We start from the raw sequence: 24,499 nt of genomic DNA on the forward strand, positions 1-24,499 counted from the left end.
TGACTTTTGGATTTTAATAAGCGTTTTTAAATCACATTGAAATATAAATTATATTGATTATCAAAAGAAATGCCTAAATTTAGGCTTTTTGTATAAAAAATTTTATTAAATGAAGCAAGGGGAGTTTAGACCCAAAAAATGGGTCTAAAATTTACATTGAAGGATCTATAGTAACATCTTTTATTGTAAGAGTAAATGTCTGACTGCCTTCACTTACGCTATATACGTGGTTTCCATTGCTATCTACTGTACCAGCACTTGCTATTTCAGATGATCCTTCTATAAATTTGCCAACAAATTTATCACCTTTTACGAATAGCGATGTTGCACCTTCACCACCGACATTTTTTATGAAATTTGCGATATCAGACGCATGGTGGAATGTAAAGTCCTCATTAGCGTCTGACATATCAAGCACCTCAAACCCACTTATCTTGCCGGCATTTGTCGTGTTAAACGAGTCATCGTGGATTTTTAGCGTATCTATGCCGTCGCCTCCATTTATAGCAGTGCCATTTAGGCTTACATCCTTGCCAAGATCGACTAAGTCGCTGCCGTCGCCACCTGAAAGGTAGGTGTTAGTTAGTGTTACATTATCAGCTATATTGATAGTGTCGTTGCCTTTGCCTGAGTTGATGTTTGATGCATCGTGGTCATGCGCAGCTTCGCCTGCAGCTGGACTTAAATTTACATTTGATGTACCAGTTAGATCAGAGTTGATATTTATCGTATCGTCTCCACCTTGAGTGAAAATTTTAACATCAGTATTATCATGAGTGCCAGCTCCGATAGTCACGCTATCGCCGTCATCTGCGGTATTTATAGTAACTCTTCTAAGCTCGGCGTTATCGATAGTTACGGTTTTTACGCCAGCATTTCCAACGCCTGCACCCTCTATATTTGTATCAACTATACTAGTAGCTCTTGCGACATTTAGCGTTACATTGCCGTTTTCAAGCATAATGTTTGAATCAACCATAGAAACATCACCATCGACATTTACATGGTCATCTCCGCCGTTTGTGTAAATGATAGCCTTGTCAAATGAGCTATTTCCAGAGACGTTAATAGTGTCATTTCCGCCGCCTGCACCGATATATGTGCTATATCCATCGTTTGAGATCATGGTGACATCTTTTAAATTTATCTCATCATCACCATATCCAGTCTCAATGGCAGCGTTGTTAAATTTAGCGCCAGCAACATCTACACTATCTCTATCGTCACTTATTCCAGCATCAGCTGAGCTAGTATTTATCTTAGTGTTTGAAATTTCAGCGCCTCTTTCGATAGTTAGTGTGTCGCGACCTTTGCCCATCTCTATGTAGTTTGAGTGAATTCCAGCTTGGTTAGCTACCGGATTTGCCACGTGAGCTGGTGAGCTTATAGGGTCATTGTGTGCGGCGCTATTATTTTTTATTTCAGTGCTACCTTTGATAGTTAGGATATCATCGCCCTCGCCTGTGTAGATATCCATGACATCTGCTTTAGTATCTTGAAGTACGATCTTATCATTGCCATTGCCACTTTTTATTTCAGAGTTATATATACCTGCGCTGATGAAATTTAGCATATCGCCTGTATCTGAATCGCCTGTATCGATATCAACTCTACTAATACTTGCGTCAGTAACATTTATAGTGTCGTCGCCCTCGCCTGTTTTTATAAAGCTATCAGTTCTGCTTCCTGCATACTCGGTTAGATCAGTTGTTCCGTTATTAGTAACATAAGAATACATATCGCTTTTAATATTTACGGTGTCATTATCAGCACCAGTATCTATTTTGGTATTTTTTATAAGCTGATGATTATCGCTTTTTTCGATATTTACAGTGTCGTTGCCACTTCCTGTTTTAAACAAGACATCGTCCAAAATCGTACTGCCAAGGCTTGGGCCAGAATCATCTTTTATAGTAAATACATCATTACCATCGTGGCTTGTAAATCTTGTACCTGTTACGACAGCTCCATTTATATTGAGTGTATCTTGATTTTTCTCTCCACCAGCGTTTCCAAGGTCTATCCTAGTATTTTCTACAACAGCTTCTCTTTCTATGTTAAACACATCGTCGCCATCGCCCATTTTTATAACATCATTAGCATCTTTGTTTAGCCAATTTACACCACTTGAAAAAACAACTTCCTCTTTGATAGTTATAGTATCATCACCATCTTTTGTATCTATGATGGTTTTCATACTATCGCCATTGTCTGGATCAGAATTTACAAGAGCAGGGTTTAAACCCTCTGTAGTCGCATCTATATTTTCTGTGATATTTACATTATCATCATTATCAATGATCTTGCCCTCAGCCTCGCCAGATGTGATAGCAGCGTTGTTTGTAGTCACGCTAAGAGTTACGCCCTCTTTATAAACGCCGTAGTCTTTTATGCCAGGAGCGATATTTGCGCCTAGATCCTCGCTGCTTGCGCCCTCGTTTTGGTTGCCAGCTGTTTGACCGTAGTCGTCAATAACCTGCACTCTAACCTTTACATTTGCGATATCACTTGGTGCCACACCACTTATCGTGCCGCCATTTTGTATCGCAGTCCAGCTATTTCCGCCATCAAGTGAATACTCCATAGCGTTTGAGTAGTCTCTGCCTGCACTTGCACCACTTAAATTTAGCGTTAGATCAGTAGGTGTAGTTGAGCTTGTAGCAGCCGATAAGCCTAGATTATAGACTAGATACTCGTTTGGAGTTGCCTCTCTTGCCTCGCCACTACCATCAAGTGATACACTTAGTGCAACAGGTGTAGCTGGAGTGACTGGAGTTGGTGGCGTGACAGGTGTTACTGGAGTTACTGGTGTAACAGGGGTAGTTGGATTTGTTGGGTTTTGCGGTGCAACACTATCGCCTTCGCTATTGTCGTTATTATCAGCATAACCGCCGATTGGGCTATTAAAAGAGTCAAAAGCTTTGTTTGCATCGGTTAAATTTCTAAAATTTTCATTGATATTTGCGTAGTGACCACCCTCAGCAAAGCTAGCAGCGCCTAGACTTACGCCATCTCCACCAGCTCCACCAGCTGCTGCGTTACCACCGGCTGCTGTCTCTTCAAGATCTGTGATGTTTGCACCATTTAAAAGAGCATTTTGAAGTGCTGCGACCTCTGGGTTAGCACTTTGTGCGTTTGCTACCTCTTTTGGATCAAGCGAGATAGTATCTTCGCCTACTACTGAGACCTCCTTGCCGTCATTTGCAACGATGACTACCTTCGCATCAGCTGAAGTTGTCTTTATGCTCTCGCCCTCGTACAAGCTATCGCCAACTTTTAAAATTCTCTCATTTCCACTTTTATCAACTGCGATCACTTCAGTTTGACCTGAAATTGATTTTATACTTCCTAGTTTTGCTGCCATGTTCATCCTTGTTAAATTTTTTCTCGCATTTTAATGAATTTTATAATTCATGTATATTGTACCCAGGTACAATAAGGCCCTTAAATTCGGCATATGTGACACATATATGACAAATTTACATTATCAATTTATATATGATTTTGATCAAAATGAGGCAAATTTCATTTTATCTATCTTATCTTTTAAGAGAGAGTTAAATTTAACGTGTGCTTTTTGTGATAAAATGAGCAAAAATAATATTTTTTAAATTTATAAAAATATTTTAGAAATTTATTTGAGCTACTTTATTTTTTGTCTATTTGCTTGGTTTGGTATTACGAAAATTTAAAAATGCGTAAAATTTCTTACTAGGAGGATAGCTATGAAAAAGCTAGTTTTACTAATCTGCATTCTAGTTGCTTCGCTCTATGCAAAGCCAAACGTCGTCATCTTAGCCACAGGCGGCACTATCGCAGGAAGTGCTAGTGGCGCGACAAATGCCCAGTACGACGCAGCCCAACTTGGCGTCGATATCCTCATCAAAGCCGTGCCAGAGATAGCAAATTTAGCAAATGTAAAAGGCGAGCAAGTCGCCAACATCAGCTCAAACAACATGACTGATGAAATTTGGCTAAAGCTTGCAAAACGCGTAAATGAGCTACTTACCAGCAAAGACGTGGATGGCATCGTCATAACTCACGGCACCGACACCCTCGAAGAGACCGCCTACTTCTTAAATTTAGTCGTCAAGTCAGATAAGCCTGTAGTTTTAGTGGGAGCCATGAGAAGTGCCACATCTATGAGTGCTGATGGTCCGCTAAATTTATATAACGCAGTAAGCGTGGCAGCTAGCAAAGAGAGCGCAGGTAATGGCGTTTTAGTCGTGCTAAATGACGAGATCAACGCCGCTAGAGAGGTTACAAAAACAAACACCTCATCAGTTGATACATTTAAGTCAAGAAACACCGGCGCCATCGGCAGAGTCTATTATGGCAAGGTCGTTTACAGCACAAAAAGCCTCAAAAAACACACTGCAAATAGCGTCTTTGACGTAAGCAAGCTAGAGACCTTGCCAAGGGTTGATATCATCTACTCACACGCAAATGACTACGGCGATATCGCAAAACACCTGATAGATGTTGGCTCAAAGGGCATCATCCACGCAGGCACAGGTAACGGCAGCATCCACAACAACGTATTTACCGTGCTTCAAGAGGCAAATGCCAAAGGCATAAAAATAGTAAGAAGCGCGATCGTCGGCAGCGGCTACGTGGATAGCAGTAAAAAGATGGATGATAATGGAAATTTCATCACCGCAAGCGATCTAAACCCACAAAAGGCTAGAATTTTACTCATGCTAGCCCTCACAAAGACGAGCGACACCAAAGAAATTCAAAAATTCTTTGACGAATACTAAATTTTACTTGGCTGCCCTGTGCGGCCAAGCTTTAAAATTTTTGATACTTTAGATGTGATAAAATCCTATCAAATTTTAAAAAAGGATCAAATTTGAGAAGCGACATAATCAAAAAAGGCTACACAAGAGCCCCACACCGCTCACTTTTACGTGCGACTGGGCTAAAAGACGAGGACTTTAATAAGCCATTTATCGGCGTTGCAAACAGCTTTATAGAGATTATCCCTGGGCACTTTTTCTTAAACAAATACGCACAAATTTTAAAAGATGAAATTCGCAAAAATGGCTGTGTGCCGTTTGAGTTTAACTGCATAGGCGTGGATGACGGCATCGCGATGGGGCATAAGGGCATGCTATATAGCTTACCTAGCCGTGAGATCATCGCAAATTCTATTGAGACTGTGATGAACGCTCACGCGCTTGATGCGCTTGTTTGTATGCCAAACTGCGACAAGATCGTCCCTGGCATGGTTATGGGCGCTTTAAGGGTCAATGTCCCAACCATTTTTGTAAGCGGCGGCCCTATGAGAAAAGGCCACACAAAAGATGGCAGGCCGATCGATCTTGCGACTGCGTTTGAGGCGGTTGGTAAATTTGAGACCAAAGAGATAGACGAGGCCGAGCTAAGAGATATCGAGTGCAACGCATGTCCAAGTGGGGGCAGCTGTAGCGGTATGTTTACGGCAAACTCTATGAACACGCTTTGCGAAGCGATGGGCATAGCTCTCCCTGGCAACGGCACTATACTTGCACTAACCCCTGAACGCGAAGAGCTCATCAGGCAGGCTGCTCGCAGAATTTGCCAGATCGCCCTTGATGAGAAATTTAAGATAAGAAACATACTAAATGAAAAGGCGATCCGCAACGCACTTGTCGTTGATATGGCGATGGGTGGCAGCAGCAACACCGTCCTTCACATGCTAGCCATCTCAAGAGAGGCTGGCGTAAATTTAGATATAAAAGAACTAAATAAGATCAGCCAAAACATCGCTCACATCGCTAAGATCAGCCCAAGCTTGCCAAATGTGCACATGGAGGATGTCGGCAGGGCTGGCGGTATGAATGCAGTGATAAAAGAAATTTCACGCAGAGATAACGGCATGTTAAATTTAGACAACCTAACAGTTAGCGGCGAAACTTTGGGCGAGCGCGTACAGGCCAGCGACATCAAAGACGAAAGTGTCATTCATAAGGTGGAAAATGCCTACTCGCAAGTTGGCGGACTTGCCATTTTGTTTGGAAATTTAGCCGAGCAAGGCTGTGTCATCAAGACAGCTGGCATCGTTGGCGAGCGTAAATTTAGCGGCAAAGCGGTCTGCTTTAACTCACAAGATGAAGCGATAGCTGGAATTTCAAGCGGTAAAGTAGATAAAGGCGACGTCGTCGTCATCCGCTATGAAGGCCCACGTGGGGGACCAGGCATGCAAGAGATGCTAAGCCCTACTTCGCTCATCATGGGACGAGGACTTGGCGCAGACGTAGCGCTCATCACGGATGGTCGCTTTAGTGGGGCTACAAGAGGTCTAAGCATCGGCCACGTAAGCCCAGAAGCAGCTGAAGGCGGTATGATAGGCTTGCTAAAAGATGGCGACATCATCGATATAGATGTCGATAAATACGAGATAAACGTTCGCCTAAGCGAAGCCGAGATCGCAAAGAGAAGAGCGGAATTTAAGCCAGTCGATAAAGCACTAACCTCTCGCTGGCTAAGGCAGTATCAAAAACTAGTCACAAACGCAAGCAACGGCGCGATATTAGAGGCGTGAAATTTAGTTTAAATTTTAAAAACATCAAATTTAAGCCTAAATTTTAGGCTTAAATTTACTTCGCTCCGTGCCAAAGTAGGCGGTTTTTGCCTAGCTTTGTGTCGATACTCTCTTTTATAATGGAGCAGATATACTCTTTTGAAAGCCCTATAGCCTCCTCTAGGCTCTTGCCCTTTGCAAGGTAGCAAGCAAGCGCCGTTGAGAAAGTGCAACCAGTCCCACTCATCACAAGCGGACTAGCAAGTGGGGTTTTGAAATTTTGCAGTGAGCCATCTTTTCTATAAAGCGTATCTATGCTATTTCCATCGCTCACTCGCTTTTTCACGATGATATCGCAAGGCAGATCTTTAAAATTTCCACCAAAAAGGACGTTTGCCTCGTCTAAATTTGGCGTGGCGACGGTGGCAAGCGCCATTAGCTCTTTTAGCTTCTCTACTGCGCTATCTTTTATGAGCTTGTGGCCGCTCTTTGAGACGCAGACTGGATCAAGCACGATTTTTGCCTTTTGGGTGAGTAAAAACTCATGCACCACGTCCATTATCTCCTCGCTAAAGAGCATGCCGATCTTTATGGCATCAAAGCTAAATTCCTCCGCAAGCGTGCAAAGTTCATCTTTAACAAAGCTAGATTCAAGACAAACTACACTTTTTATCGCGTCTGTGGTCTCAGCAACAAGCGAAGTGACTGCCGTTGCGCTATAGCAGTTTAGCCTAGCGCATGTCTTTATATCAGCCTGAAGTCCTGCTGTGCCGCTATTGCAAGAGCCTGCGATAATTAAAATTTTCTTCATCGTTTTCCTTTTGTAAATTTTGGCTTATTATAAGAGATATTAGTTAATTTTTAGGATAAGAAATTTGAGCCAAGAGGCTCAAATTTATGAAAGTTTGTTTAGATCGTTATCGATCTCGATATATATCGTAGTTGCGTCAAAATTTGCATGCTCATAAGATTTATCTACTTTTAGCTCATTTGAGTCAGATAAAATCTCATCATTTGCGCTATGTTTGTCTGCTAAATTTTCACTGTCCTCAAGGCTATTTGAGCTGTTTTCAGTCTCATTTGTCTGCGTTTTTGCAAACATATCTTCTACTTTTTCATTCATCTGATCAAGTATCTCTGCGTAGTTTTCTCCAAGAAGCGCTCTAAAAAGTGCGTCAGTATCGATGCTGTTTTCAGCACTAGTATCAGCACTTACCACACTACTATCAAGCCATATCGTATCATATCCATTTAGTGATATGTCGCTGCCATCCACTGCAGTGATAGTCGCGCTCGCACTTTGACTCTCACCTTTTATACTCTCTCCGATATAAACCTCATCATCTACGTTTAGAACTCTTACACGGTCGTTTTTATCTATCGCTACAACATCAGATGTGACGCTTTTTACCTTGCCGGCTACAGCTGCCATCTTTATTCCTTACTTTTATTTTTTGATTTATTCTAGTGTTTTTTATTAAATTTGTATATTGTACTTTGGTACAAAGATGGTTTTAAAGGCGTTTTTTAGGAGTAAAAATAGGAATTTAAAAGAAGAATTTGGGCTAAAAAGCCCAAATTTTATACAAGTTGTTTGTTTATATCGTTATCGACATCTATATAGATAGTTTTTGGAGTGTCTGAGCTTGTTTGACCCTCATATCTTGTATATCCATGCTCAACACCACTTTGATTTGTAGCCTCAGTAAATCCTTTTAATGAAACGCTATCTTTGTTGTCGCCGCTTATTTTTAAGATAGTATTTACATCATCAGTGATGCTAAATACATTATCTGCTTTTAAATTTAGTAGCTTAACATCTTGGTTGTCATTGCCATGCTCATCCATGCCAAGCTGGATCTCTTCAAAATTCTTGATCGCATTAGTTAAAGACTTATTATCTATCTTATCAAAGTCGATAGTGCCATCCTTTGCCACTGGACGCATGATAAGCGTATCTGTGCCCTCTCCGCCATCTAGACTTTGAGATAGAGCTGCTCTTGGATTATCAAAGGTAAATACAACCTTATCATTGCCAGCGCCAGCATTTACTAGATCGCCTTTGTTTGCGCCAGTATAGCCACTTCTGCCAGCGTCGATGTAGTCGTTACCACTTCCTGTGGTTATGACGTCGTTGTTATCGCCAGTGATGATTACGTTTTTGCCATTGCCTGTGCGAATTTCATTTTCACCGCGTCCTGCGTGTATGATGTTATCGCCATTTCCAACATTGATGATGTCATTGCCTTCACTTGTTGTGATGACATTGTTATTGTCGTTATTGTCTGCAACTACTCTTGTATTTTTAGCGATATCAGAAATTTGTAGATAGACATCGCTTGCTTTTACATTGCCGTTAAACACTGCTTCGAAATTTCCATTGTCATCAAGCGTTACAGAATTTGCAGTTATGATGTGTCCATTTGCATCTCTTAAAGTGATGCTATCTTTTAGAGCTATGCCTTTTACTGCCTCTTCAAAGTGCTCTTTTAGTGTGTAGCTTGCGCCAACTCCATTTTCACTTAAATTTCCACTCCATGTGGTTTTATTTGCCGCTGCATCGTAGTGTAAATTTGAGTCATTTATCGTTGCAGCTGTTGCGTCGATCGTAAATTGAATAGAGTTGTGAAGTAGCTCATCACCGCCTTGATACTTACCATCGATAGAAATTTTATAAACGCCATCAGCCATCTTGCCAGCGGCATCAAGTCTGTTGTTATAGCCTGTAAGTCTATTGTAGTGATCAGGCGTTACATTGCCTATTGGTTTTTCTATCGCTTGAGATAATAGCTCTCTTGAAATACCTGTATCAACGTTAGTTGCTACAAATCTAACATCGCCAGTGCCCCATGTTATGCCTCTACCACTATTTAAAAACTCACTTACAGTTTGATTGTCGCTAGCATTGCCTGCAGTTGCATCTTCTGGGATCACAGCTCTTAGGTATGGCACAGCGTCATTTGAAACGATCCTTGAGCCATCAGCTCTAAAGCCGTTCTCACTCATATCCATAGTACCCCACAACTTCTCAGCTGAGCGGTTATTTGCATTTGTAGTTGTGTCGTTGCCGTTTTCAAACTGCGTCATAGTTGGAACTAAAATTTCATTTACATGAGTATATTTTGTGCCAGCCTTATCAGTCATCTCAACTTCTATTTTATCGCCTAGTTTTATCTTATGATCGTACTCAAAGCTTAATACACCATTGGTTGGTTTAGTTGTGCCAACAGAGATTATGTTAGTAGTTCCGTCAGCAGTTACGATTTTTATACTCTCGATCTTATCGCCATCCTCATAGTTTTTGAGGTTAAATTTAAGCGTATGGTGTAGTCCCTCGCCATCATTTTCGATGATCTTGATGTTTTCTATAGTAACTGGCGTCTTATCAACTACAAATTCACTAACTATCGTGCTCTTGTCGCCATTTGCAAAGATAGCAGTTGCTTTGATGTTATAGTTACCATCCTCTAAGTTATCAGATGTGACTTCAAATTTACCATTTGAAAATTCACTTTGGCTAAGCTCTTTTGTAAAGACTTCATGTCCATTTTTGTCAAGTACAGTGATGACCGCTTTAGTTGCACTGCTATCTATGCTACCTGTAAATGTCGGGGTCTTATCACTTAGTACTGGTAGTGGCGCATTAGATGAAAATTTATCAGTTTGAGCGATATCATCAGTTGTAAATTTATAATATTTAGTTGCGTCATTTATACCTGTATTTGTATTCTCACTTACATTGCTTGCGTCATTATCTATCGCGTCTATTAAGTCTGTAGCGACATTTATCTTAGTTGATGTTGCATGCGCCTCGTTGCCTACAAGGTCGCTAACTTTAGCTGTGTATGTCGCTTTTGGATCGCTAGTTTTAAACTCAACTTCATATTTGCCATCTATCACTTTGGCTGTATGGCTCTCGCCTGTGCTTGATGTCACAGTTACGATCTGTCCATCTTCTACATTATCCACAGTTCCTGTGATCTTTTGAGTTACTTTATATACATTTCTTGTTACTGTATCTACGTAGCTGTCAAAGTCGGTTGAATTTAGTTTTATGCCACTTGCCTCTGAGCCAAGTATGCTCTCAGGTCCGCCATCTTTTGAAACTGTTAGTTTTAGCTTGCCCCAATAGATGTAGTTTGCATAGCTCATATCAAAGTCGTAGTATCCTGCTTTATCAACGTGTAAAGTTGTAACTGTGGCTCTATTTTCTGAGTGGATAGTGTCATAATCGACCATAGTAACGCCATCAACCTTAAATCTCACGCTATCGTCAGTGCCTTTTGCGTCAAATTTATAGTCCCCTGGCTCAAGATACATAGTGCCTTTTAAATTTACCATCGCACCAGCTGTTGTGTTTTTGCCATTAGGAGCATCTCTTAGGGGATGAATATCGCTACCTTTTGCATTGTCGATAAAATACTCAAGTGCTTTTAAATTTGGAGCTACCCACTCGCCATTTGGAGTTACTTTGTTACCGTCAAGATCGATCTTGCCTATCATATTGTGAGCGCCGTCAAGTCCTGAGACTGTTCCTGCGTCGTTATCAGTGTTATCCCTATCTCCACCTTTACCTTGTTGGAAATTTAACTCTTTTGCTTTAAAGCTTGCCCAAGGTTTGGTGTTATTCATATAGTATTCGATAAAGTCATTTTGCTTCATACCTTTATGAGCATATTCTGTATTTTCAAAACCGCCAGGTATTTTATTTTTAAAGTCTCTTAGCTCAGTGCCACTAATGCCTGGTTCTTTAATGTGGTTAAACCAAAAACTTCCTTTTAGTCCGCTACTCATCTCAGACTCTTTTACAAGGCTCATCTCTGTTTCAACGTTTATAGTTATTTTTGCAAGCGTATCAAGTACAAAGCTACCACTATCAGTTGCAGTCTTGCCATCTCTTCCTGTAGCTGTTATCTCTACTTTATAATCGCCATCATGGCTACCATTTACACTTAACTCATTAGTTGTGAATTTAAATTTACCATCAGCATAATCGCTTGGATTTAGAGTTTTTGTAAAGACTTCGTGTCCGTCCTTGTCAAGCACGCTAACAACCGCTCTTACAGCAGCTGGATCTACTGTGCCGCTTATAGTTGGAGTAGCGTCATTTGTGCGAGGTACGCTTGGCGCGTCTAGGCTGTAATCGCCTTGTATAGTTCCAAAGTTATCATTTAGTGTTTTGATATCAACACTGATTGGAGATATGACTGGTGAGACAGGAGTTACATTGCCTGCGTCATTGCCGTCATTGTAGCCGCCGATTGAGTTCTCTGGAGTTTGAAAAGCCCTGCTTGAATCAGGTAAATTTCTATAATCATCAGTAATGTTTGAGTAGTGACCACCCTCTTCAAAGCTTGCAGCACCTAAGCTTACACCATCTCCACCAGCTCCAGCTGCTGCGTTACCACCAGCTGCTGTCTCTTCAAGATCTGTGATGTTTGCACCATCAAGAAGTGCTTTTTGGATAGCGCTTACATCAGCTACGCTATCGTCACCAAAGCTCTCATTGTGAGCTACGCTCTTGTCTAAATTTAGGGTATCTTTTCCGATGATCGCAATGTCTTTGCCATCGTTTGCAGTTATGACTACTTTTGAGTCAATATCAGTTGTCTGTATAGTCTCACCAAGAAAAATTTCATCGCCTACTTTTAACACTCTTTGTGTGCCGTCCTTTGCAGTTGCGATTACACTTGATCCTTGTGAGATGCTTTTTATAACGCCTATCCTTGTTGCCATATTGTTTCCTTATTTAAAAATTTTGAACGTATTTTAATATCTTGAAAGAGCTTTGTAAATTGTACTATGGTACTAAATTTTGAAATTTTGTAAGAATTTGCCCTAGTTTTGGGAGACTAGGGCATGAAATTTAAGAGTGTAAGACTATTTCGTCTTTTATCTCGATGGTAAATGTCGTACTATCATATGTAGCTGAGAATTCTCTGTATCCTTCAGAATTTACGCCACCTTTGCTAAAGGCTGACATATCTACTTGATCGCCACTTTCGCCATCTATCCTTAGAGTGCGGTTAGTGCCGTTGCCATTTGTGATATTTAGCACGTCATTTATAGTTAAATTTAGTGCTACATTGTTTTCACTGCCACCAAGAGTAAGTTTTTCAAAGCCAGCTACCTTGCTAAAGTCGATATTTCCAGCAAGATCTAGCGTATCAGTGCCTGCACCACCTTGGATGATGATGCCGCCATGCTCCAACTTGCCAGGCCCCCCTTGGAAAGTCATAGCATCGTCATTAACAACTGCATCTTTTCCTATATGTATGATGTCGTTGCCACTACCTAGGTTAATAGCACTTACGCCAGGGCTATACATACCGCCCCCTGCTTTTTCTAGACCGCCATTTAAATTTACAACGTCATTACCATCACCCATTTCTATGCCAGCATTTTTAAGAACAGCACCTTTTTCGATATTTAATGTATCGTCTCCTTTGCCCATTCCTATGCCAATACTGTGACTAACGAGGTTATTATCGCTACTCGTATAAGTACCACCAAGCGTAGTGCCTGCACCAAATGTTATAGTGTCGTTGCCTTCAGCAGTATCTATGCTTAAGCCACCGGATTTGTTTTCGCCATTGAAATTTATGGTGTCATTGCCATTTCCGGTATCTATATCGGCATAGCTTGAAGCGTCAGCCTTGCTTAGGTTGTTACCACCATTTAAATTTATCGTATCGTCGCCGTCTCCATATCTGAGGCCAACCCTATTTGTAGCAACTAAATTTGATATGTTTGCAACCGATGAGACGCCGCTAAATGAACCAATACTAGCTTGATCTACTGTAATATCATCTATAACGATATCTTTAGATGAAAAGTAGTTAGCCCCACCAGTGTATGATCCACCTTTTACTTCAAGATGATCTTGTGCTTTAGCTGTGACGTGATCTCCTATGATATTAGTAAGTTTGACATTTTGCACACCAAGATTGACGTCTGCGGCGGTATTTACACCAAAATTTATCTCTACATTTGTAAAGTTAGAATTTGAAAAATCAATATTGCTAGTTTCGCCAGCTTTTGTGTAGCTAGTTGCTGTATCTAAGCGAACGTTTTCTAGGGTTATGCCATTCCCTTTAGCGGTGTTTTCTCCAGCGTTCATATTGATAAATACATTTTCTACTTTGACACCATCTTTGAAATTTAGAGTATCTTCGCCATCGCCCATAGATACAGTGTTATCATTTCTCCAGTCGTTGGCTTGACCGATAATATTTGCATTGATATTTAGCTCATTAGTACCTGAGGCATCATGTGCGTTGTAGTTTGGATCATTTGTTGTTGCACCAAGATTAATTGAGGCTTTTTTCATAGTTAGATCAGCATTGATATTTACCACATCATCGCCACTATAAAGATCTATCCTTGTACTATTAGCATTTGAGCCACTATTTGCTGTGCCGCTAATAGTAACCTCTTTATCAAAATTTACCACGTCGTTACCAGAGCCGGTATTTAAGTGTAAATTCTCTAAATTTGCTTTTATGCTGACCGTATCATCGCCATCATTTGTATTTAAACTGGTGTAGTTTGCGATATTTCCTTTGATGTCTTTATTTAGCTCGATGTTGTCGTCGTTGTCTATGATCTTGCCTTCAGCCATATTTGCATTAGTTGTTGGTAGCAGATAACTACTACTTGGCGTGACGCTTAGTTTCACACCCTCTTTAAATACAGCAAAATTATCAACCATATCAGTTTTTTGTACGTTGTCGATAGTCATACCTTGAGGGCCAGTGTTCTCACCTTCGTTTTGGTTGTGATGTAGTGGGCCTTTTGTAGTATCTTGTCCGTCGTCGTCAAGCACTTTTATCCTTACTTGCACTTTTGAGATATCTTCTACGTTTACGCTTGGTATTGTGCTGTTAGCATTTAGAGTTACCCAGCTGCCAGCAGCGCCGTTATTTAGCGAGTACTCGATCAAATTTGCATAGTCCTCGCCTCTAGTGCCGCCCATGAAATTTAGAGCAAGGTCTGTTGTCTCGCCACTTGGGCTAACTGGTGTGCCACCAAGGCCTAGTTTATAAACAAGATAGTGTCCGCCCTCGCCGTTCGCTCCAGCGCCGCTCTCTCTTGCCTCACTGTTAGCTGGATCTAAGCTAGTAGTGATCTCTACTGCACCAGGGCGAGGCGTGATGACTGGAGGATTAGCAGGTGAAGGAGTACCTGGGGTTACGGTGACGCCAGGAGTACTTGGTGTGCTCGGAGTTGGTGGCGTTACTGGGATGCTTGGAGTGACAGGTGTAACTGGTGAGATAGGAGTTGTCGTATCTGCATCTGTACCTGCATCGTTATAACCACCTATTGAGTTTTCTGGTGTTTGAAAAGCTCTATTTGCGTCGGTTAAATTTCTATAATTTTCATTGATATTTGAGTAGTGGCCGCCCTCGGCAAAGCTTGCAGCACCTAAACTCACGCCATCTCCAGTAGCGTTGCCACCTGCTGCGTTGCCACCTGCTGCAGTCTCTTCAAGGTCTGTGATGTTTGTGCCGTTTAATAGGGCTTTTTGAATAGAGGCTATCTCTGGGTTATCACTAAGTGCATTTGCCTCTTTATCTAGGCTAAGACTTTCGCCGTTTTGTAAGCTGACTTCTTTACCGTCATTTGCTGCGATCACTGCTTTTGCAGAGCCGTCAGCCTTTAAGGTTTCACCTTCAAAAATGCTATCGCCCACTTTCAAGACTCTCTCGTTGCCACTTTTATCAACGGCTACGATTTCGCCACCTAGGATATTTTTAATAACTCCTAACTTTTGCATCTTAGTGCCTCCCTTTGGATTTTATTGATCTATATCAAGATTTTAGCTAAGAAAAAAATTTAGTTATATTGTACTTTGGTACAATACCCTTAAGAAAAGCCTAAGTTTAGGGGTTAATAATGTGTAAATTTTTTACAAATGTGTGAAAATTTTTATATTTATCTATATAAATTTTAAAATTTTAAGTTTTTGTTCATCAAAATGGTATAGTAGTTGATAAAATAACCCAAAAATGTCACAAAATTTTTTTCATTTTAAACGCATAAATTCTTAATCAAAAAAGCCTTTATCTAGCCTTGTTATCACTAAATTTAGCTCTTTTATATCAAAATGTTTTTTATTTATAACTATCATAAATTTATCTCCACTTGTGACATAAATTTTCTTAAGTTTATCTATCAAATTTTGCAAATTTTCATCTCTTTTTCTATAAATTTTAGCTAGTAGTGACATAAATTTATCACTACTTTTAAAATATTATTAGATAAAAAAATTAATTTTGCTATTTGAAATTTATGCTTTTTCGCTCTTGGCGACTAAGATATACCCACTCTCACTGATGTTTTTAAATTTCACGCCAAGCTCGCGTTTTAGGCGAAGTACGACATTTTGTATAGCAGCCTTGCTTACTTCAGTGCTCTCATAGACAAATTCCTCTATCATCTCGTAGGTGACAAGCTTGTTTAGGTTGTAAGCAAATAGCCAAAATATCTTATTTTGCAAGAAGCTAAGGTATAGCTCGCTGCCGTTTTTATAAATTTTCTCTCTTTTTAAATTTATACTCACCTCATCACTTAGGCGCACTAGCTTCTCATCTCGCTCGAAGCTTAGGCTTATCAGCATCGATCTAAGATCTTTTATATCGATAGGCTTTTTCAAAAACAAGGTCGCCCCCTGCTCATAGCTCTTGATCAAATTTTCATCGCTATCATACGAGGTAAAGACGATAAATTTCTGATGAGGTTTTAGCTTTTTTATCTCATTCATCATCTCAAAGCCATTTAGCACTGGCATGTGAATGTCGCTCATCACGATGTCAAAGCCCTGTTTTTTAAATTTCTCCAGCCCATCTTGCCCATCTTTTGCGCCAACTACCTGACCACAGTATGGCTTAAGTCCAGTGATGATGAGCTCCCTTGCCATCTCGTCATCTTCAGCTACTAAGATAGATACTTTTTTTAAAATTTCTAGTGCCTCTTGCATCTTTTAACCCTTTAAATTCTTATCAAAGCTTAGCTCAAAAATCGTTGGCTTTAGGTTGTGCGCAAGCGTGATGTCGCCATTTAGCTTCTCACGCGCGAGCTTTTTAGCGAAGTAAAGTCCTATGCCGTTTCCTTGCTTTTTAGTCGTATTTAGCCAGGTAAAAATTTTCTTACTCATCTCGTAGCTCACGCCGCCGCCACTATCGTAAACGCCGATGTAGCACTTATCTTCAAAGCTTCTAAATTTTAGCTCTATCACGCGTTTTAGCGGCTCATCTTTGTAGCTCTCAACTAGTGAGTCCTTTGCGTTGTGGATTAGGATTAGTAAAATTTGCTGGATGATGTTTTCTATCTGGCAAACCTTCATCTCTTCAAATCCGCTAAATTTCACGCTTACATTTGCACGGCTAAGCTCTGTGTGCATAAGTGTTATTAAATTTCTAACGCTTGTTTGGATGTCAAATTCGCTCACATTTTCAGCGCTTTTGTAAAAATTTCTAAAAATTTCGATTGTTTTTGAAAGAAGCTCGATCGAGCTTTGCCCTTTTTTTAATAAATTTAAAAGCTCCTCATCGCTTAGATTGCCCTCTTTTTTTAGCATTATCGCCGAGCTTAGCATCAGTTTTAGCGAATTTACTGGCTGGATGAACTGATGACTTATGCCGCTTATGAGCTCTCCAGCCTCGCTCATCTTGGCTCTGTGTGCCAGCAAGGTCTCGTACTCATCTTGCACCTTTTTTATCTTGTTATACATGAAGTTGTGCAGGCTGTTTGCCAAAAATGCAAGTGCGACGAAGGCAAAGAGTAAATTTAGGGCGTTTTTTAGCGCCTCTCTTGTCATGGCTAAAATTTCTTCTTCGTTGTTTGTGCCAGCTCCGATAAACCAGTTCATCGTCGGTATCTCGGCTACTTGGATCAAATTTTGCCCTATCTTTAGACTAGTGATGTCCTCATCTTTTAAAAATAGCTCCTTAAATTTCTCCTCGATCTCTCTTTTAAGCGTCGCATCAGCCATTGATGTGAGTATCTCGCCGCTGTGAGTTACTAAAAATGAGTAAGAATTTGGCGCAAGGCTAAAGTTTTTGATGCTATCAAAGATAGTGCCTATGCGCACGACACCGCAAAGTGCCGCCTCAAATTTCGCGTCTTTTTCAACTGGCACGCATAAATTTAAAGTTGAGTCTTTTAAAATTTTGTGATTTTGCATGAAATTTACGCTTGGGGCATTTGTATTTTTTGTCTCGACATACCAGATAAGCCCCGCTCGCTCGCGCTTTGACATCACCTCTTCTGAGATCTTTTGCCCATCTACAAAGATCTCGCCATCCTCTCTTAAAAGCTGCATGAGATCAAATTCTTTTGCATTTTCTTTAAAGAGCTTTATGAAATTTGCCACCCTAGTATCGTCATCAATGATGCCAGAGTTTTGGATAAATTTTGACGCACGGATGAGTGAATTTAAGCGCTCATCAAGCCAAATTTGAAAGTTGCTAACGATGTTTTTACTAACTGCGATGTTGTTTTTATCAGATAGCTCGATGATCTTTTCTTTTGCATTGTTGTAGCTGTTTAGCCCAAGAAGCACGACAAAGAGGCTTGCTAGCAAGATGATCGCATAAATTTTAATATTTTGTGATTTTAAATTAATACCCATGCGCGCAGTATATCCTAAGTTAGCCCAAAAATAGGGCTAACTAAAATTTATTTTTTAAAAGATAAGAGCTTTGAAACAAGCATAAGTGCAAGCACAACAAAGCAAATGCCAAAGCCAAGCAGCGTGCAATCCGCCATCGACATAAATTTAGAAGACGGCACAAGATACCAGCCATCTGCGTAAAGATCCACTATGCTCTTTTGCAAATCGCTTAGCACCGCGCCATCAGGCACCATAGGGCTGTCATAGCCGCAGTCGCCTGTTGGCATAAACCAGTCAGGCGCCCACTTCTCAAGTGGCAAGCCAAATGGATAGTGTGGCTCAGTCGAGCAGCCCTGCACGCCAAAAGGATCGTCGCCATGCACCGCGTCGTGGATTTTGGCTAGCTTTACGCTATACATTATGCCCTGCACCGCTCCCCAAAAGGCAAAGACGTAGCCAACTAGAGCAAAGAGCAAATTTTTAGGGTTTATGATAGCGATCACACCGCCAAGCGCCATACATAAAAAGGCAAAACGTATATAGACGCACTGCTCGCAAGGAGGCATATAAGCGTAGTTTTGAAAGAGCGAGTGCGCGATAACGACAAGCGCGACGCTTACAAAGACTAGGATCGCCCAAGAGATGCGTGAGTCTTGAAATTTAGCCATTTTTTTAAAAAAGCTCATGTGGCGCCTTATTTTTTAAGAAGCTCTTCGATGAGTGCTGCCATGCCGTCAAGCGAGCTGATTGATTTTGTCATGATGAGATATTTGCCATTTACGACAAATGCTGGCACGCCTTGAATTTTAGCCACGTCATAGCTCTCATCCCACTTTTTAAGTAGCTCAGTCACTTTTGGATTAGCCAGCTCTTTTTCGTAGTCTGCTTTGCTAACGCCAGCAGCCTCAAGTCCAGTCTTTAAAAAGCCCTCAACGTCTTTGCCATCGCCCCAGCGCTCTTTTTTGTCGTGATAAGCCTTGTAGTAGGCAAATTTAGCCTTTTTAAATAGCGAATTTTCATCAAATAAACCAACTCCCTTTGCCTCGTCCATAACGATAAGAACGGCAAAAACCTTGCTCGCAACCTCGCCATAATCGCCCTTTGTCTTTAGGTGAAATGGCTCGTATTTTAGGCCAGGAATTTTCTCAACTACCTTTGGAGTGACGCTCTTGTCGTACTTATAGCAAAATGGGCAAGCGTAGCTGAAAACTTTAACTAGCGTGTTTTGTCCGACACTTAGTGGCTTTTCGAGCTTGACGTAGTCCTCGCCCTCGCTAAATGCACTAGCGCTGATCGCTCCAGCTACCGCAACGGCAAAGATAGCCTTACTAAATTTAGATAGAAAACTCATGATGATCTCCTTTGTATGATTTATTTTGAGTTATTCTACAACCAAGCTCAACCGCACTTTTAACGCTAGAATAAATTTTGGCTGAAATTTATCTTTTTTAAATTTATGATGATGGATTTGGTGATTTTGTTTTTTTATTAAATTTACCGAAAAAGCTCGCTGTGGCTTCCTACTTCAACGCATGTAAGAAGTAAAATTTCGTTTTGTTTTTTATATATCAAGAGCAAGTCTGGCTTAACATGACACTCTCTAAAGCCTTTATAGCTTCCAATAAGAGCGTGATCTTTATATTTTGATGCTAATTCCTCGTTATTTGCTAATTGCCAAATGATATCTTTGGTTAGTTTCTTTTCGCTTTCATTTAGCTTTTTAAAAGCTTTCTTAAAACTCTTTGAATACTCTATCTCAAGCATCAAGGCTCTTTTCAAATTCTTCAAATGTTTTAAATCTCTCTACTTCGCCATTTTCGATCTCTTTGATAGCTTTGTCAAGCCTTGAGACCTTATCTCTTTGCTCAAATTCTACATTTGCCTGCCTAGCCATCTCTTTTATAAGCTCGATAAATCCATAGTCAGCATTTTTAAAATCAATCGTTGTAGTCATCTTATGCCTTTAAATTTTTGTCTTATTATAACTTCAAATTTATAAAAATAATATACGTTATCAATAAAAATTATTATTTACATATTTTAATTATTTGGTTATAATCCGCTCAAATTTTATCAAAATAGGAGTCAAAATGAGACAGTACGAAACATACAAATGCGAGAAATGCGGCAACGAGATCGAGGTTCAAAAAGTTGGCGGTGGCACATTAACCTGTTGTGGCGAAGAGATGAAGTGCGTGACTGAAAATTTAACAGCGATAAATTTGATGAAGGCATTTGCTGGTGAGTCACAAGCTAGAAACAAATACGAGCTTTACGGCGACCTAGCCAAAGAAGCAGGCTATCACGCGATAGCTAGACACTTTTACGAGGCAGCTGAGAACGAGAAATGGCACGCAAGGGCTGAATTTAAGAAATATCACGAGATGATGAACGATCCGATCGATAAGATGGATAAAAATTTACTTGACGCTGCAGCTGGCGAAAACTACGAGCATACGACGATGTATCCAGACTTTGCAAAGATCGCAAAAGAAGAAGAGCTAAGAGATGTTGAGAGGCTATTTAACGCGATCGGCAAGGTTGAAGTTGAGCACGAAAGAGAGTATTTAGAGCTTAAAAAGATGCTTGATGAAGAGGGCTTTTTTGAGAGCGACGAAGAGGATATCTGGGTTTGCGAGGTGTGCGGACACGTTCATAGAGGCAAAAAAGCTCCAGGCGCTTGCCCACTTTGCAAAGCTCCAAAAGAGTATTTTAAGCGCGAATTCTTAGGCTAAAAAGCCAAAAAATTTAGCCAAGGCGCTTGTCTTGGCTAAATTTAATAAATTTAAATCTATTTAAAATAAAAAAGTTATATAATCTCCTTAAATTTTCACAAGGAGAAAGAGATGAAAAAATCACTTTTAGTTTTAGCTACTCTTGGCTTTGCACTAAGCCTAAACGCTGCAGATCTTACAGATACTTGCAAGTCTTACTTCTCAGACATTGACAAAATGGTCGAAGCTTACAAACAAGCTGGTCAAGAGCAACAAGTAAAAATGTACGAAGATCAAAAGAAACAATCAATGGATCAACTAGCTTCTTTACCAAAAGAGCAACAAGACGCTACTTGCAAACAAGCTAAAGAGATGTTTGCTCAAGTAATGGATCAAATGAAAAAACAAGGTCTTTTAAAATAAAACTCCATGTGGCTAGGCTCTCTAGCCACACTTTAAATTTAACTCTCTTTTTTACATAAATTTTGCGTGATCTTTGCAACAGACGGCGAAACTAGCAAAAGCACAGGATATGCCACCACAAAGGCTTTTACATAAGCAGTTAGCCAAATTTTCACAAAACCATCAACAAAGCCAAGATTTAGATACGTGAGCACAAATGACATAAAAAACGCCATAAAAGCTGACATTATAAACGCAAAAACATATCTATAAAATTTTACTGGTATCAAATTTCCACCTAAATTTATTTACAAACAAAGCTACTTGCCTTGCTCGCGTCACCGCCTACGTATGTAGCCACCTTTGGATAGGCACACACTAAAAACTCCTTGCCAACGTAGGTCTTGCTTTTTGCTAGCATGCTCTTTGGCGCTTCGCCCTTTTCGTGCCACGCCTCAAGCGCACCAAGCGGACCCACATCTATGCCGGCGCCGCTCTCACACCGCGTCTATCATCTCGTTATGTAAGATTTTCACATCTTTTAAACTCTCACATCCTGCCTTATCAAGGGCAAAAGCCGTGCTGCCAATGAGTGCTAGTGCGCAAAAAAGTAAAAATTTTTTCATAGCTATCCTAAAATTTTACCTTGCTAAATGAGGTCTCGTTTTTTAAACCAAAGCCATCAAATTCATCTATTAGCCCCGCTCGCTCTTTGGCGTAAGCCTTGTAGTTTTCGCTGTGGCGGTAGCTTTCAAAGCTAGCTTCGTCTTTGTAAATTTCAACCAGCACCCACTTGTTAGGCGCGTCTTTTTGACTAAAGGCAAACTGCGCGTAAGCTCCCTCATCTACGCTTTTTTGCATATATTTTTTCACTAGCTTTTCAAATTTCGCATCGCTCTTTGCCTTAAGGCTTAAATTTGTGATGTGAAAGTAGCTATCTTTTAGGCGCTCTGGGGTTAAATTTTTAGAAAACGCAGCCCGTTTTTTCAAGCTTATAGCCTTTTTGCTAGCCAAAATTTCAGCACTTGCACTTGTAAATTTCTTATAGTGCGCTGAAGCTACGTGCTTTTTATAAGCCGCCTCGTCCTTGTAAAACTCGAGGACATAAAACAGCTCTGGCTTGCTCTTTGCGCTCGCAAAAAATATAGCCTGCGTACCTGGCTCGCTCTTTGAGCTTAGTATATTTTCCCTGCCAAGCTCTTTTAACAAACTCTTGTTATTTGGCGTAACAAGCAGCTCCTGCAAGCTCACTTTAGCCTCCGCCCCAAAGGCAAAAGCTGCCAAAACTGCTAGTAAAAATAGCTTTTTAAACATCAAATTCCCCTTATCACTTCGCCTTTTTCATATCAGCCTTAGCTTTTATCTCTTCTGCTCTGCGCCTTTTAGATCGATCTGTGCTTTTTCAAAGGCTTTACGTACTTTTTCTAAGCGGTTAGAATTTTTGGTGCTAGGGTCATCAGCATAAAATTTCTCTGCCTCTTCAAGCTCGTATTTCTTTTTGCCGTAATTCATTTGAGCGTTTTCTAGGCGCATAGTGGCATTATCCCCACCAGCTAACTTAGCTCTTGAAGTAACCTCTCCAGTAACTGGGTTGCGTCCAATAGTTAAATCTAAATCACGTTTAGCTTGCTCGGCGGTTAAATAACACTCTTTTTTTCCACCCATTAGTGTTCCAGCAATATTGCGAGGTCTATTTTTAGGGTCAGAGCAATCTACTTTAGCAAAAGCACTTAAAGAGAAAGCACTTAAAACTAACGCTATAACTAATACTTTAATTTTCATTTTTTCTCCTTGAAATTATTTTTCTAAAACTCTTTTTACCCAAGCAAAAAGCTCGTCTAGGTCGTAGTCGCCGCCGTGTCCTTGCCCCCAAACCGCTTCAAAATCAACCTCTTTGCCAGCATTTTTAAGCGAGAGAGCAAGCATAGCAGGCACGGCAAGGGCTAGGTCGGTGTCGTTTGTGCCCTGCCTTATGCGGTAAAATTTCGCCGCCTCTTTGTTTGCGGTGTAGTTCATCGCATTCATCATCTTTATGACGCTAGCCTCCGCCATCTCGCCCTCGCTTCGCTCTTTTGCAAATTTAGTAAAGTGCTTTGCAGGCGTTTTGCTGTCGCCAAAAAGGTCGTTTTCAGCATTTTCAAGAGCTAGGCCGTCAAAGGCAACTGGCGCTTTGGCACGTTTTAGCGAGGCGATGAAGTCTTCTAGCTCAAACGTATATCCAAGCGAGCATCCCTGCGTGTCAAGAGTTATAAATTTAGGCGTGAGCGTGCTTTTGTCGCTGCTTTTTGTAGCGGTAAATGCCCTTTGAAGCAGTGAGTTTATATACTCCTTGAAGCTACCCTCGCCATTTTCATCAAGGCTTAGCGTATGGCCTTTGGCATCTTTTAAATTTAGCGAGTTTAGATAGGCTGGGAATTTACTCTTTAGCTCACGTGAGAGCTCTTTTTGCGTGGCGTTTAGCTCGCCTGTGATCATCTTTGGCTTTTTGCTCCTGTCGTTAAAAGAGCCCGCGTCAAGACTTGCAAAATCAATCCTTTCAAATTTATCCAAATCCCCAAACATCCACTCATACGCCTCGTCCTCATGCTCTAAATTTGTAACAGGGCAGTAGGCTGAGACGGCATAAATTTGATCGTCCGCCTTTGCAGCGCCTAGCTCGTCAAGATATGGCTCATACTCTTTTGCGTTTGCGCTAGCGCCAAGCAGTGCCGACATCGCGCCGCCTGCACTCGTGCCGTTTGAGATGATCTTATTTGCGTCGCCTGGCATAAATTTATCGTTAAATTTAAGATATCTAACGGCCGCTTTTAGATCGACTATCGCAGCTGGGGCTTTGCCGATGAAGCGCTCGCCATCTTTTAGCGTCCTGCCTCTAGCGCCAACGCTAGCCACGACGTATCCTCTAAGAAGCGCTTCAAGGGTGGCATTTGGCTTTTCGTTTTTGGTTTCTGGCTTTTGCGGTTTGGCTGGCATGTAGCCGCCTATGCCGTTTGGCATAAAGATAGCCGTAGTTTTATCGTCAAATTTACCCTCTGGCACATAAAAATTTAGCACCTCATAGTCGCTCGTTGGCTTTGCCACATAGACTATGCCCTCATAAGCTCTAAATTTAAGCGTTCTCTCGCCAACTTGCACGCTTTTTAGCTCAAATTTCTTTTCATCAAATTTAAGCTCGCCACCAAAGCAAACACCTACTAAACAAACCCCTAAAATAGCAACTCTAACGCATTTCATGATCTGCCTTTTTATTTTGTCCTACTTTTG

22 protein-coding genes are annotated in these 24,499 nt (G+C 40.8%); 4 read left to right on the forward strand and 18 right to left on the reverse strand.

Annotated features, from left to right (window positions below; all coding sequences use genetic code 11):
- Positions 1-151 precede the first annotated feature (151 nt).
- The gene (locus tag CVT08_RS09725) at positions 152-3,364 is read right to left on the reverse strand and encodes a retention module-containing protein (RefSeq protein WP_107856560.1); all 3,213 of its coding nucleotides are present in this window, start codon (positions 3,362-3,364) and stop codon (positions 152-154) included.
- Positions 3,365-3,725: 361 nt separating this feature from the next.
- Here CVT08_RS09725 and CVT08_RS09730 point away from each other — a divergent pair, with 361 nt between their 5' ends.
- Both CVT08_RS09730 and ilvD read left to right on the forward strand, forming a co-directional pair.
- The gene (locus tag CVT08_RS09730; protein WP_107856561.1) at positions 3,726-4,760 is read left to right on the forward strand and encodes a type II asparaginase; all 1,035 of its coding nucleotides are present in this window, start codon (positions 3,726-3,728) and stop codon (positions 4,758-4,760) included.
- Between the two features lie 92 nt (positions 4,761-4,852).
- The gene (gene ilvD, locus CVT08_RS09735; protein WP_107856562.1) at positions 4,853-6,526 is read left to right on the forward strand and encodes a dihydroxy-acid dehydratase; all 1,674 of its coding nucleotides are present in this window, start codon (positions 4,853-4,855) and stop codon (positions 6,524-6,526) included.
- A gap of 55 nt (positions 6,527-6,581) precedes the next feature.
- Here the strand turns inward: ilvD and CVT08_RS09740 are convergent, their stop codons facing one another.
- From CVT08_RS09740 to CVT08_RS09790, 11 genes are all read right to left on the reverse strand, one after another.
- Complete coding sequence (locus CVT08_RS09740; RefSeq protein ID WP_107856563.1) at positions 6,582-7,316, reverse strand: hydroxymethylpyrimidine/phosphomethylpyrimidine kinase; 735 nt, start codon at positions 7,314-7,316, stop codon at positions 6,582-6,584.
- A gap of 84 nt (positions 7,317-7,400) precedes the next feature.
- Positions 7,401-7,937, reverse strand: a complete 537-nt coding sequence (locus CVT08_RS09745; RefSeq protein ID WP_107856564.1) for a hypothetical protein — start codon at positions 7,935-7,937, stop codon at positions 7,401-7,403.
- Positions 7,938-8,086: 149 nt separating this feature from the next.
- Complete coding sequence (locus tag CVT08_RS09750; protein ID WP_107856565.1) at positions 8,087-12,241, reverse strand: Ig-like domain-containing protein; 4,155 nt, start codon at positions 12,239-12,241, stop codon at positions 8,087-8,089.
- Between the two features lie 130 nt (positions 12,242-12,371).
- Complete coding sequence (locus tag CVT08_RS10335) at positions 12,372-15,281, reverse strand: retention module-containing protein (RefSeq protein WP_159070990.1); 2,910 nt, start codon at positions 15,279-15,281, stop codon at positions 12,372-12,374.
- Positions 15,282-15,551: 270 nt separating this feature from the next.
- Positions 15,552-15,734 carry a hypothetical protein gene (locus tag CVT08_RS09760; protein WP_107860949.1) on the reverse strand — a complete coding sequence of 61 codons (183 nt, stop codon included), beginning with the start codon at positions 15,732-15,734 and terminating at the stop codon, positions 15,552-15,554.
- A 60-nt stretch (positions 15,735-15,794) separates the two neighbouring features.
- Positions 15,795-16,484 carry a response regulator transcription factor gene (locus tag CVT08_RS09765; RefSeq protein WP_107856982.1) on the reverse strand — a complete coding sequence of 230 codons (690 nt, stop codon included), beginning with the start codon at positions 16,482-16,484 and terminating at the stop codon, positions 15,795-15,797.
- A gap of 3 nt (positions 16,485-16,487) precedes the next feature.
- Complete coding sequence (locus CVT08_RS09770; RefSeq protein WP_107856981.1) at positions 16,488-18,137, reverse strand: sensor histidine kinase; 1,650 nt, start codon at positions 18,135-18,137, stop codon at positions 16,488-16,490.
- Between the two features lie 47 nt (positions 18,138-18,184).
- Positions 18,185-18,805: a protein-disulfide oxidoreductase DsbI gene (gene dsbI, locus CVT08_RS09775; protein WP_087583319.1), complete on the reverse strand. Its 621-nt coding sequence runs from the start codon at positions 18,803-18,805 to the stop codon at positions 18,185-18,187.
- Between the two features lie 8 nt (positions 18,806-18,813).
- Entirely contained in the window at positions 18,814-19,470 is a 657-nt protein-coding gene (locus CVT08_RS09780; protein WP_107856980.1) for a thiol:disulfide interchange protein DsbA/DsbL, read from the reverse strand.
- Positions 19,471-19,613: 143 nt separating this feature from the next.
- Positions 19,614-19,883: a type II toxin-antitoxin system YafQ family toxin gene (locus tag CVT08_RS09785; RefSeq protein WP_107856979.1), complete on the reverse strand. Its 270-nt coding sequence runs from the start codon at positions 19,881-19,883 to the stop codon at positions 19,614-19,616.
- Positions 19,876-20,073 carry a hypothetical protein gene (locus CVT08_RS09790; protein ID WP_012140635.1) on the reverse strand — a complete coding sequence of 66 codons (198 nt, stop codon included), beginning with the start codon at positions 20,071-20,073 and terminating at the stop codon, positions 19,876-19,878. The genes CVT08_RS09785 and CVT08_RS09790 overlap by 8 nt, the downstream gene beginning before the upstream one ends.
- A 136-nt stretch (positions 20,074-20,209) precedes the next feature.
- Here CVT08_RS09790 and CVT08_RS09795 point away from each other — a divergent pair, with 136 nt between their 5' ends.
- Both CVT08_RS09795 and CVT08_RS09800 read left to right on the forward strand, forming a co-directional pair.
- Positions 20,210-20,854, forward strand: coding sequence for a ferritin family protein (locus CVT08_RS09795; RefSeq protein WP_107856978.1), 645 nt, complete (start codon positions 20,210-20,212; stop codon positions 20,852-20,854).
- 111 nt (positions 20,855-20,965) lie between these two features.
- On the forward strand, positions 20,966-21,256 hold the full coding sequence (locus CVT08_RS09800; protein WP_002940734.1) for a DUF5339 domain-containing protein: 291 nt from the start codon (positions 20,966-20,968) through the stop codon (positions 21,254-21,256).
- Positions 21,257-21,294: 38 nt separating this feature from the next.
- Here CVT08_RS09800 and CVT08_RS09805 read toward each other — a convergent pair whose 3' ends face one another.
- Genes CVT08_RS09805 through CVT08_RS09825 form a run of 6 tightly spaced genes read right to left on the reverse strand, consistent with a single transcriptional unit; the run spans position 21,295 to position 24,469 of the window.
- On the reverse strand, positions 21,295-21,483 hold the full coding sequence (locus CVT08_RS09805) for a DUF2798 domain-containing protein (protein WP_103567131.1): 189 nt from the start codon (positions 21,481-21,483) through the stop codon (positions 21,295-21,297).
- A 56-nt stretch (positions 21,484-21,539) separates the two neighbouring features.
- Positions 21,540-21,713: a tannase/feruloyl esterase family alpha/beta hydrolase gene (locus CVT08_RS09810; protein WP_230855937.1), complete on the reverse strand. Its 174-nt coding sequence runs from the start codon at positions 21,711-21,713 to the stop codon at positions 21,540-21,542.
- A 19-nt stretch (positions 21,714-21,732) separates the two neighbouring features.
- On the reverse strand, positions 21,733-21,861 hold the full coding sequence (locus CVT08_RS10340; protein WP_265094279.1) for a hypothetical protein: 129 nt from the start codon (positions 21,859-21,861) through the stop codon (positions 21,733-21,735).
- 7 nt (positions 21,862-21,868) lie between these two features.
- Entirely contained in the window at positions 21,869-22,549 is a 681-nt protein-coding gene (locus tag CVT08_RS09815) for a putative quinol monooxygenase (RefSeq protein WP_107856976.1), read from the reverse strand.
- 45 nt (positions 22,550-22,594) lie between these two features.
- Positions 22,595-23,017: a hypothetical protein gene (locus CVT08_RS09820; RefSeq protein WP_225724096.1), complete on the reverse strand. Its 423-nt coding sequence runs from the start codon at positions 23,015-23,017 to the stop codon at positions 22,595-22,597.
- 15 nt (positions 23,018-23,032) lie between these two features.
- Positions 23,033-24,469, reverse strand: coding sequence for a subtype B tannase (locus CVT08_RS09825; RefSeq protein WP_107856975.1), 1,437 nt, complete (start codon positions 24,467-24,469; stop codon positions 23,033-23,035).
- Between the last annotated feature and the right edge of the window lie 30 nt (positions 24,470-24,499).

Origin of the sequence: Campylobacter concisus, from assembly GCF_003048835.2 — a bacterium.
GTDB classification, from domain to species: Bacteria; Campylobacterota; Campylobacteria; order Campylobacterales; family Campylobacteraceae; genus Campylobacter_A; species Campylobacter_A concisus_D.

Excerpts from the sequence above, each read along its gene's own strand:
- CVT08_RS09725 (WP_107856560.1), bottom strand. The coding sequence starts at position 3,364 with ATGGCAGCAAAACTAGGAAGTATAAAATCAATTTCAGGTCAAACTGAA.
- CVT08_RS09780 (WP_107856980.1), bottom strand. The coding sequence starts at position 19,470 with ATGAGTTTTCTATCTAAATTTAGTAAGGCTATCTTTGCCGTTGCGGTA.
- dsbI (WP_087583319.1), bottom strand. The coding sequence starts at position 18,805 with ATGAGCTTTTTTAAAAAAATGGCTAAATTTCAAGACTCACGCATCTCT.
- CVT08_RS09730 (WP_107856561.1), top strand. The coding sequence starts at position 3,726 with ATGAAAAAGCTAGTTTTACTAATCTGCATTCTAGTTGCTTCGCTCTAT.
- CVT08_RS10340 (WP_265094279.1), bottom strand. The coding sequence starts at position 21,861 with ATGAAAAAATTTTTACTTTTTTGCGCACTAGCACTCATTGGCAGCACG.
- CVT08_RS09750 (WP_107856565.1), bottom strand. The coding sequence starts at position 12,241 with ATGGCAACAAGGATAGGCGTTATAAAAAGCATCTCACAAGGATCAAGT.
- CVT08_RS09790 (WP_012140635.1), bottom strand. The coding sequence starts at position 20,073 with ATGACTACAACGATTGATTTTAAAAATGCTGACTATGGATTTATCGAG.
- CVT08_RS09820 (WP_225724096.1), bottom strand. The coding sequence starts at position 23,017 with ATGAAAATTAAAGTATTAGTTATAGCGTTAGTTTTAAGTGCTTTCTCT.
- CVT08_RS10335 (WP_159070990.1), bottom strand. The coding sequence starts at position 15,281 with ATGCAAAAGTTAGGAGTTATTAAAAATATCCTAGGTGGCGAAATCGTA.
- CVT08_RS09805 (WP_103567131.1), bottom strand. The coding sequence starts at position 21,483 with ATGTCAGCTTTTATGGCGTTTTTTATGTCATTTGTGCTCACGTATCTA.
- CVT08_RS09765 (WP_107856982.1), bottom strand. The coding sequence starts at position 16,484 with ATGCAAGAGGCACTAGAAATTTTAAAAAAAGTATCTATCTTAGTAGCT.
- CVT08_RS09815 (WP_107856976.1), bottom strand. The coding sequence starts at position 22,549 with ATGTTTAAAAAGCTATTTTTACTAGCAGTTTTGGCAGCTTTTGCCTTT.
- CVT08_RS09825 (WP_107856975.1), bottom strand. The coding sequence starts at position 24,469 with ATGAAATGCGTTAGAGTTGCTATTTTAGGGGTTTGTTTAGTAGGTGTT.
- CVT08_RS09785 (WP_107856979.1), bottom strand. The coding sequence starts at position 19,883 with ATGCTTGAGATAGAGTATTCAAAGAGTTTTAAGAAAGCTTTTAAAAAG.
- CVT08_RS09770 (WP_107856981.1), bottom strand. The coding sequence starts at position 18,137 with ATGGGTATTAATTTAAAATCACAAAATATTAAAATTTATGCGATCATC.
- CVT08_RS09740 (WP_107856563.1), bottom strand. The coding sequence starts at position 7,316 with ATGAAGAAAATTTTAATTATCGCAGGCTCTTGCAATAGCGGCACAGCA.
- CVT08_RS09795 (WP_107856978.1), top strand. The coding sequence starts at position 20,210 with ATGAGACAGTACGAAACATACAAATGCGAGAAATGCGGCAACGAGATC.
- CVT08_RS09745 (WP_107856564.1), bottom strand. The coding sequence starts at position 7,937 with ATGGCAGCTGTAGCCGGCAAGGTAAAAAGCGTCACATCTGATGTTGTA.
- CVT08_RS09760 (WP_107860949.1), bottom strand. The coding sequence starts at position 15,734 with ATGTCACTACTAGCTAAAATTTATAGAAAAAGAGATGAAAATTTGCAA.
- CVT08_RS09800 (WP_002940734.1), top strand. The coding sequence starts at position 20,966 with ATGAAAAAATCACTTTTAGTTTTAGCTACTCTTGGCTTTGCACTAAGC.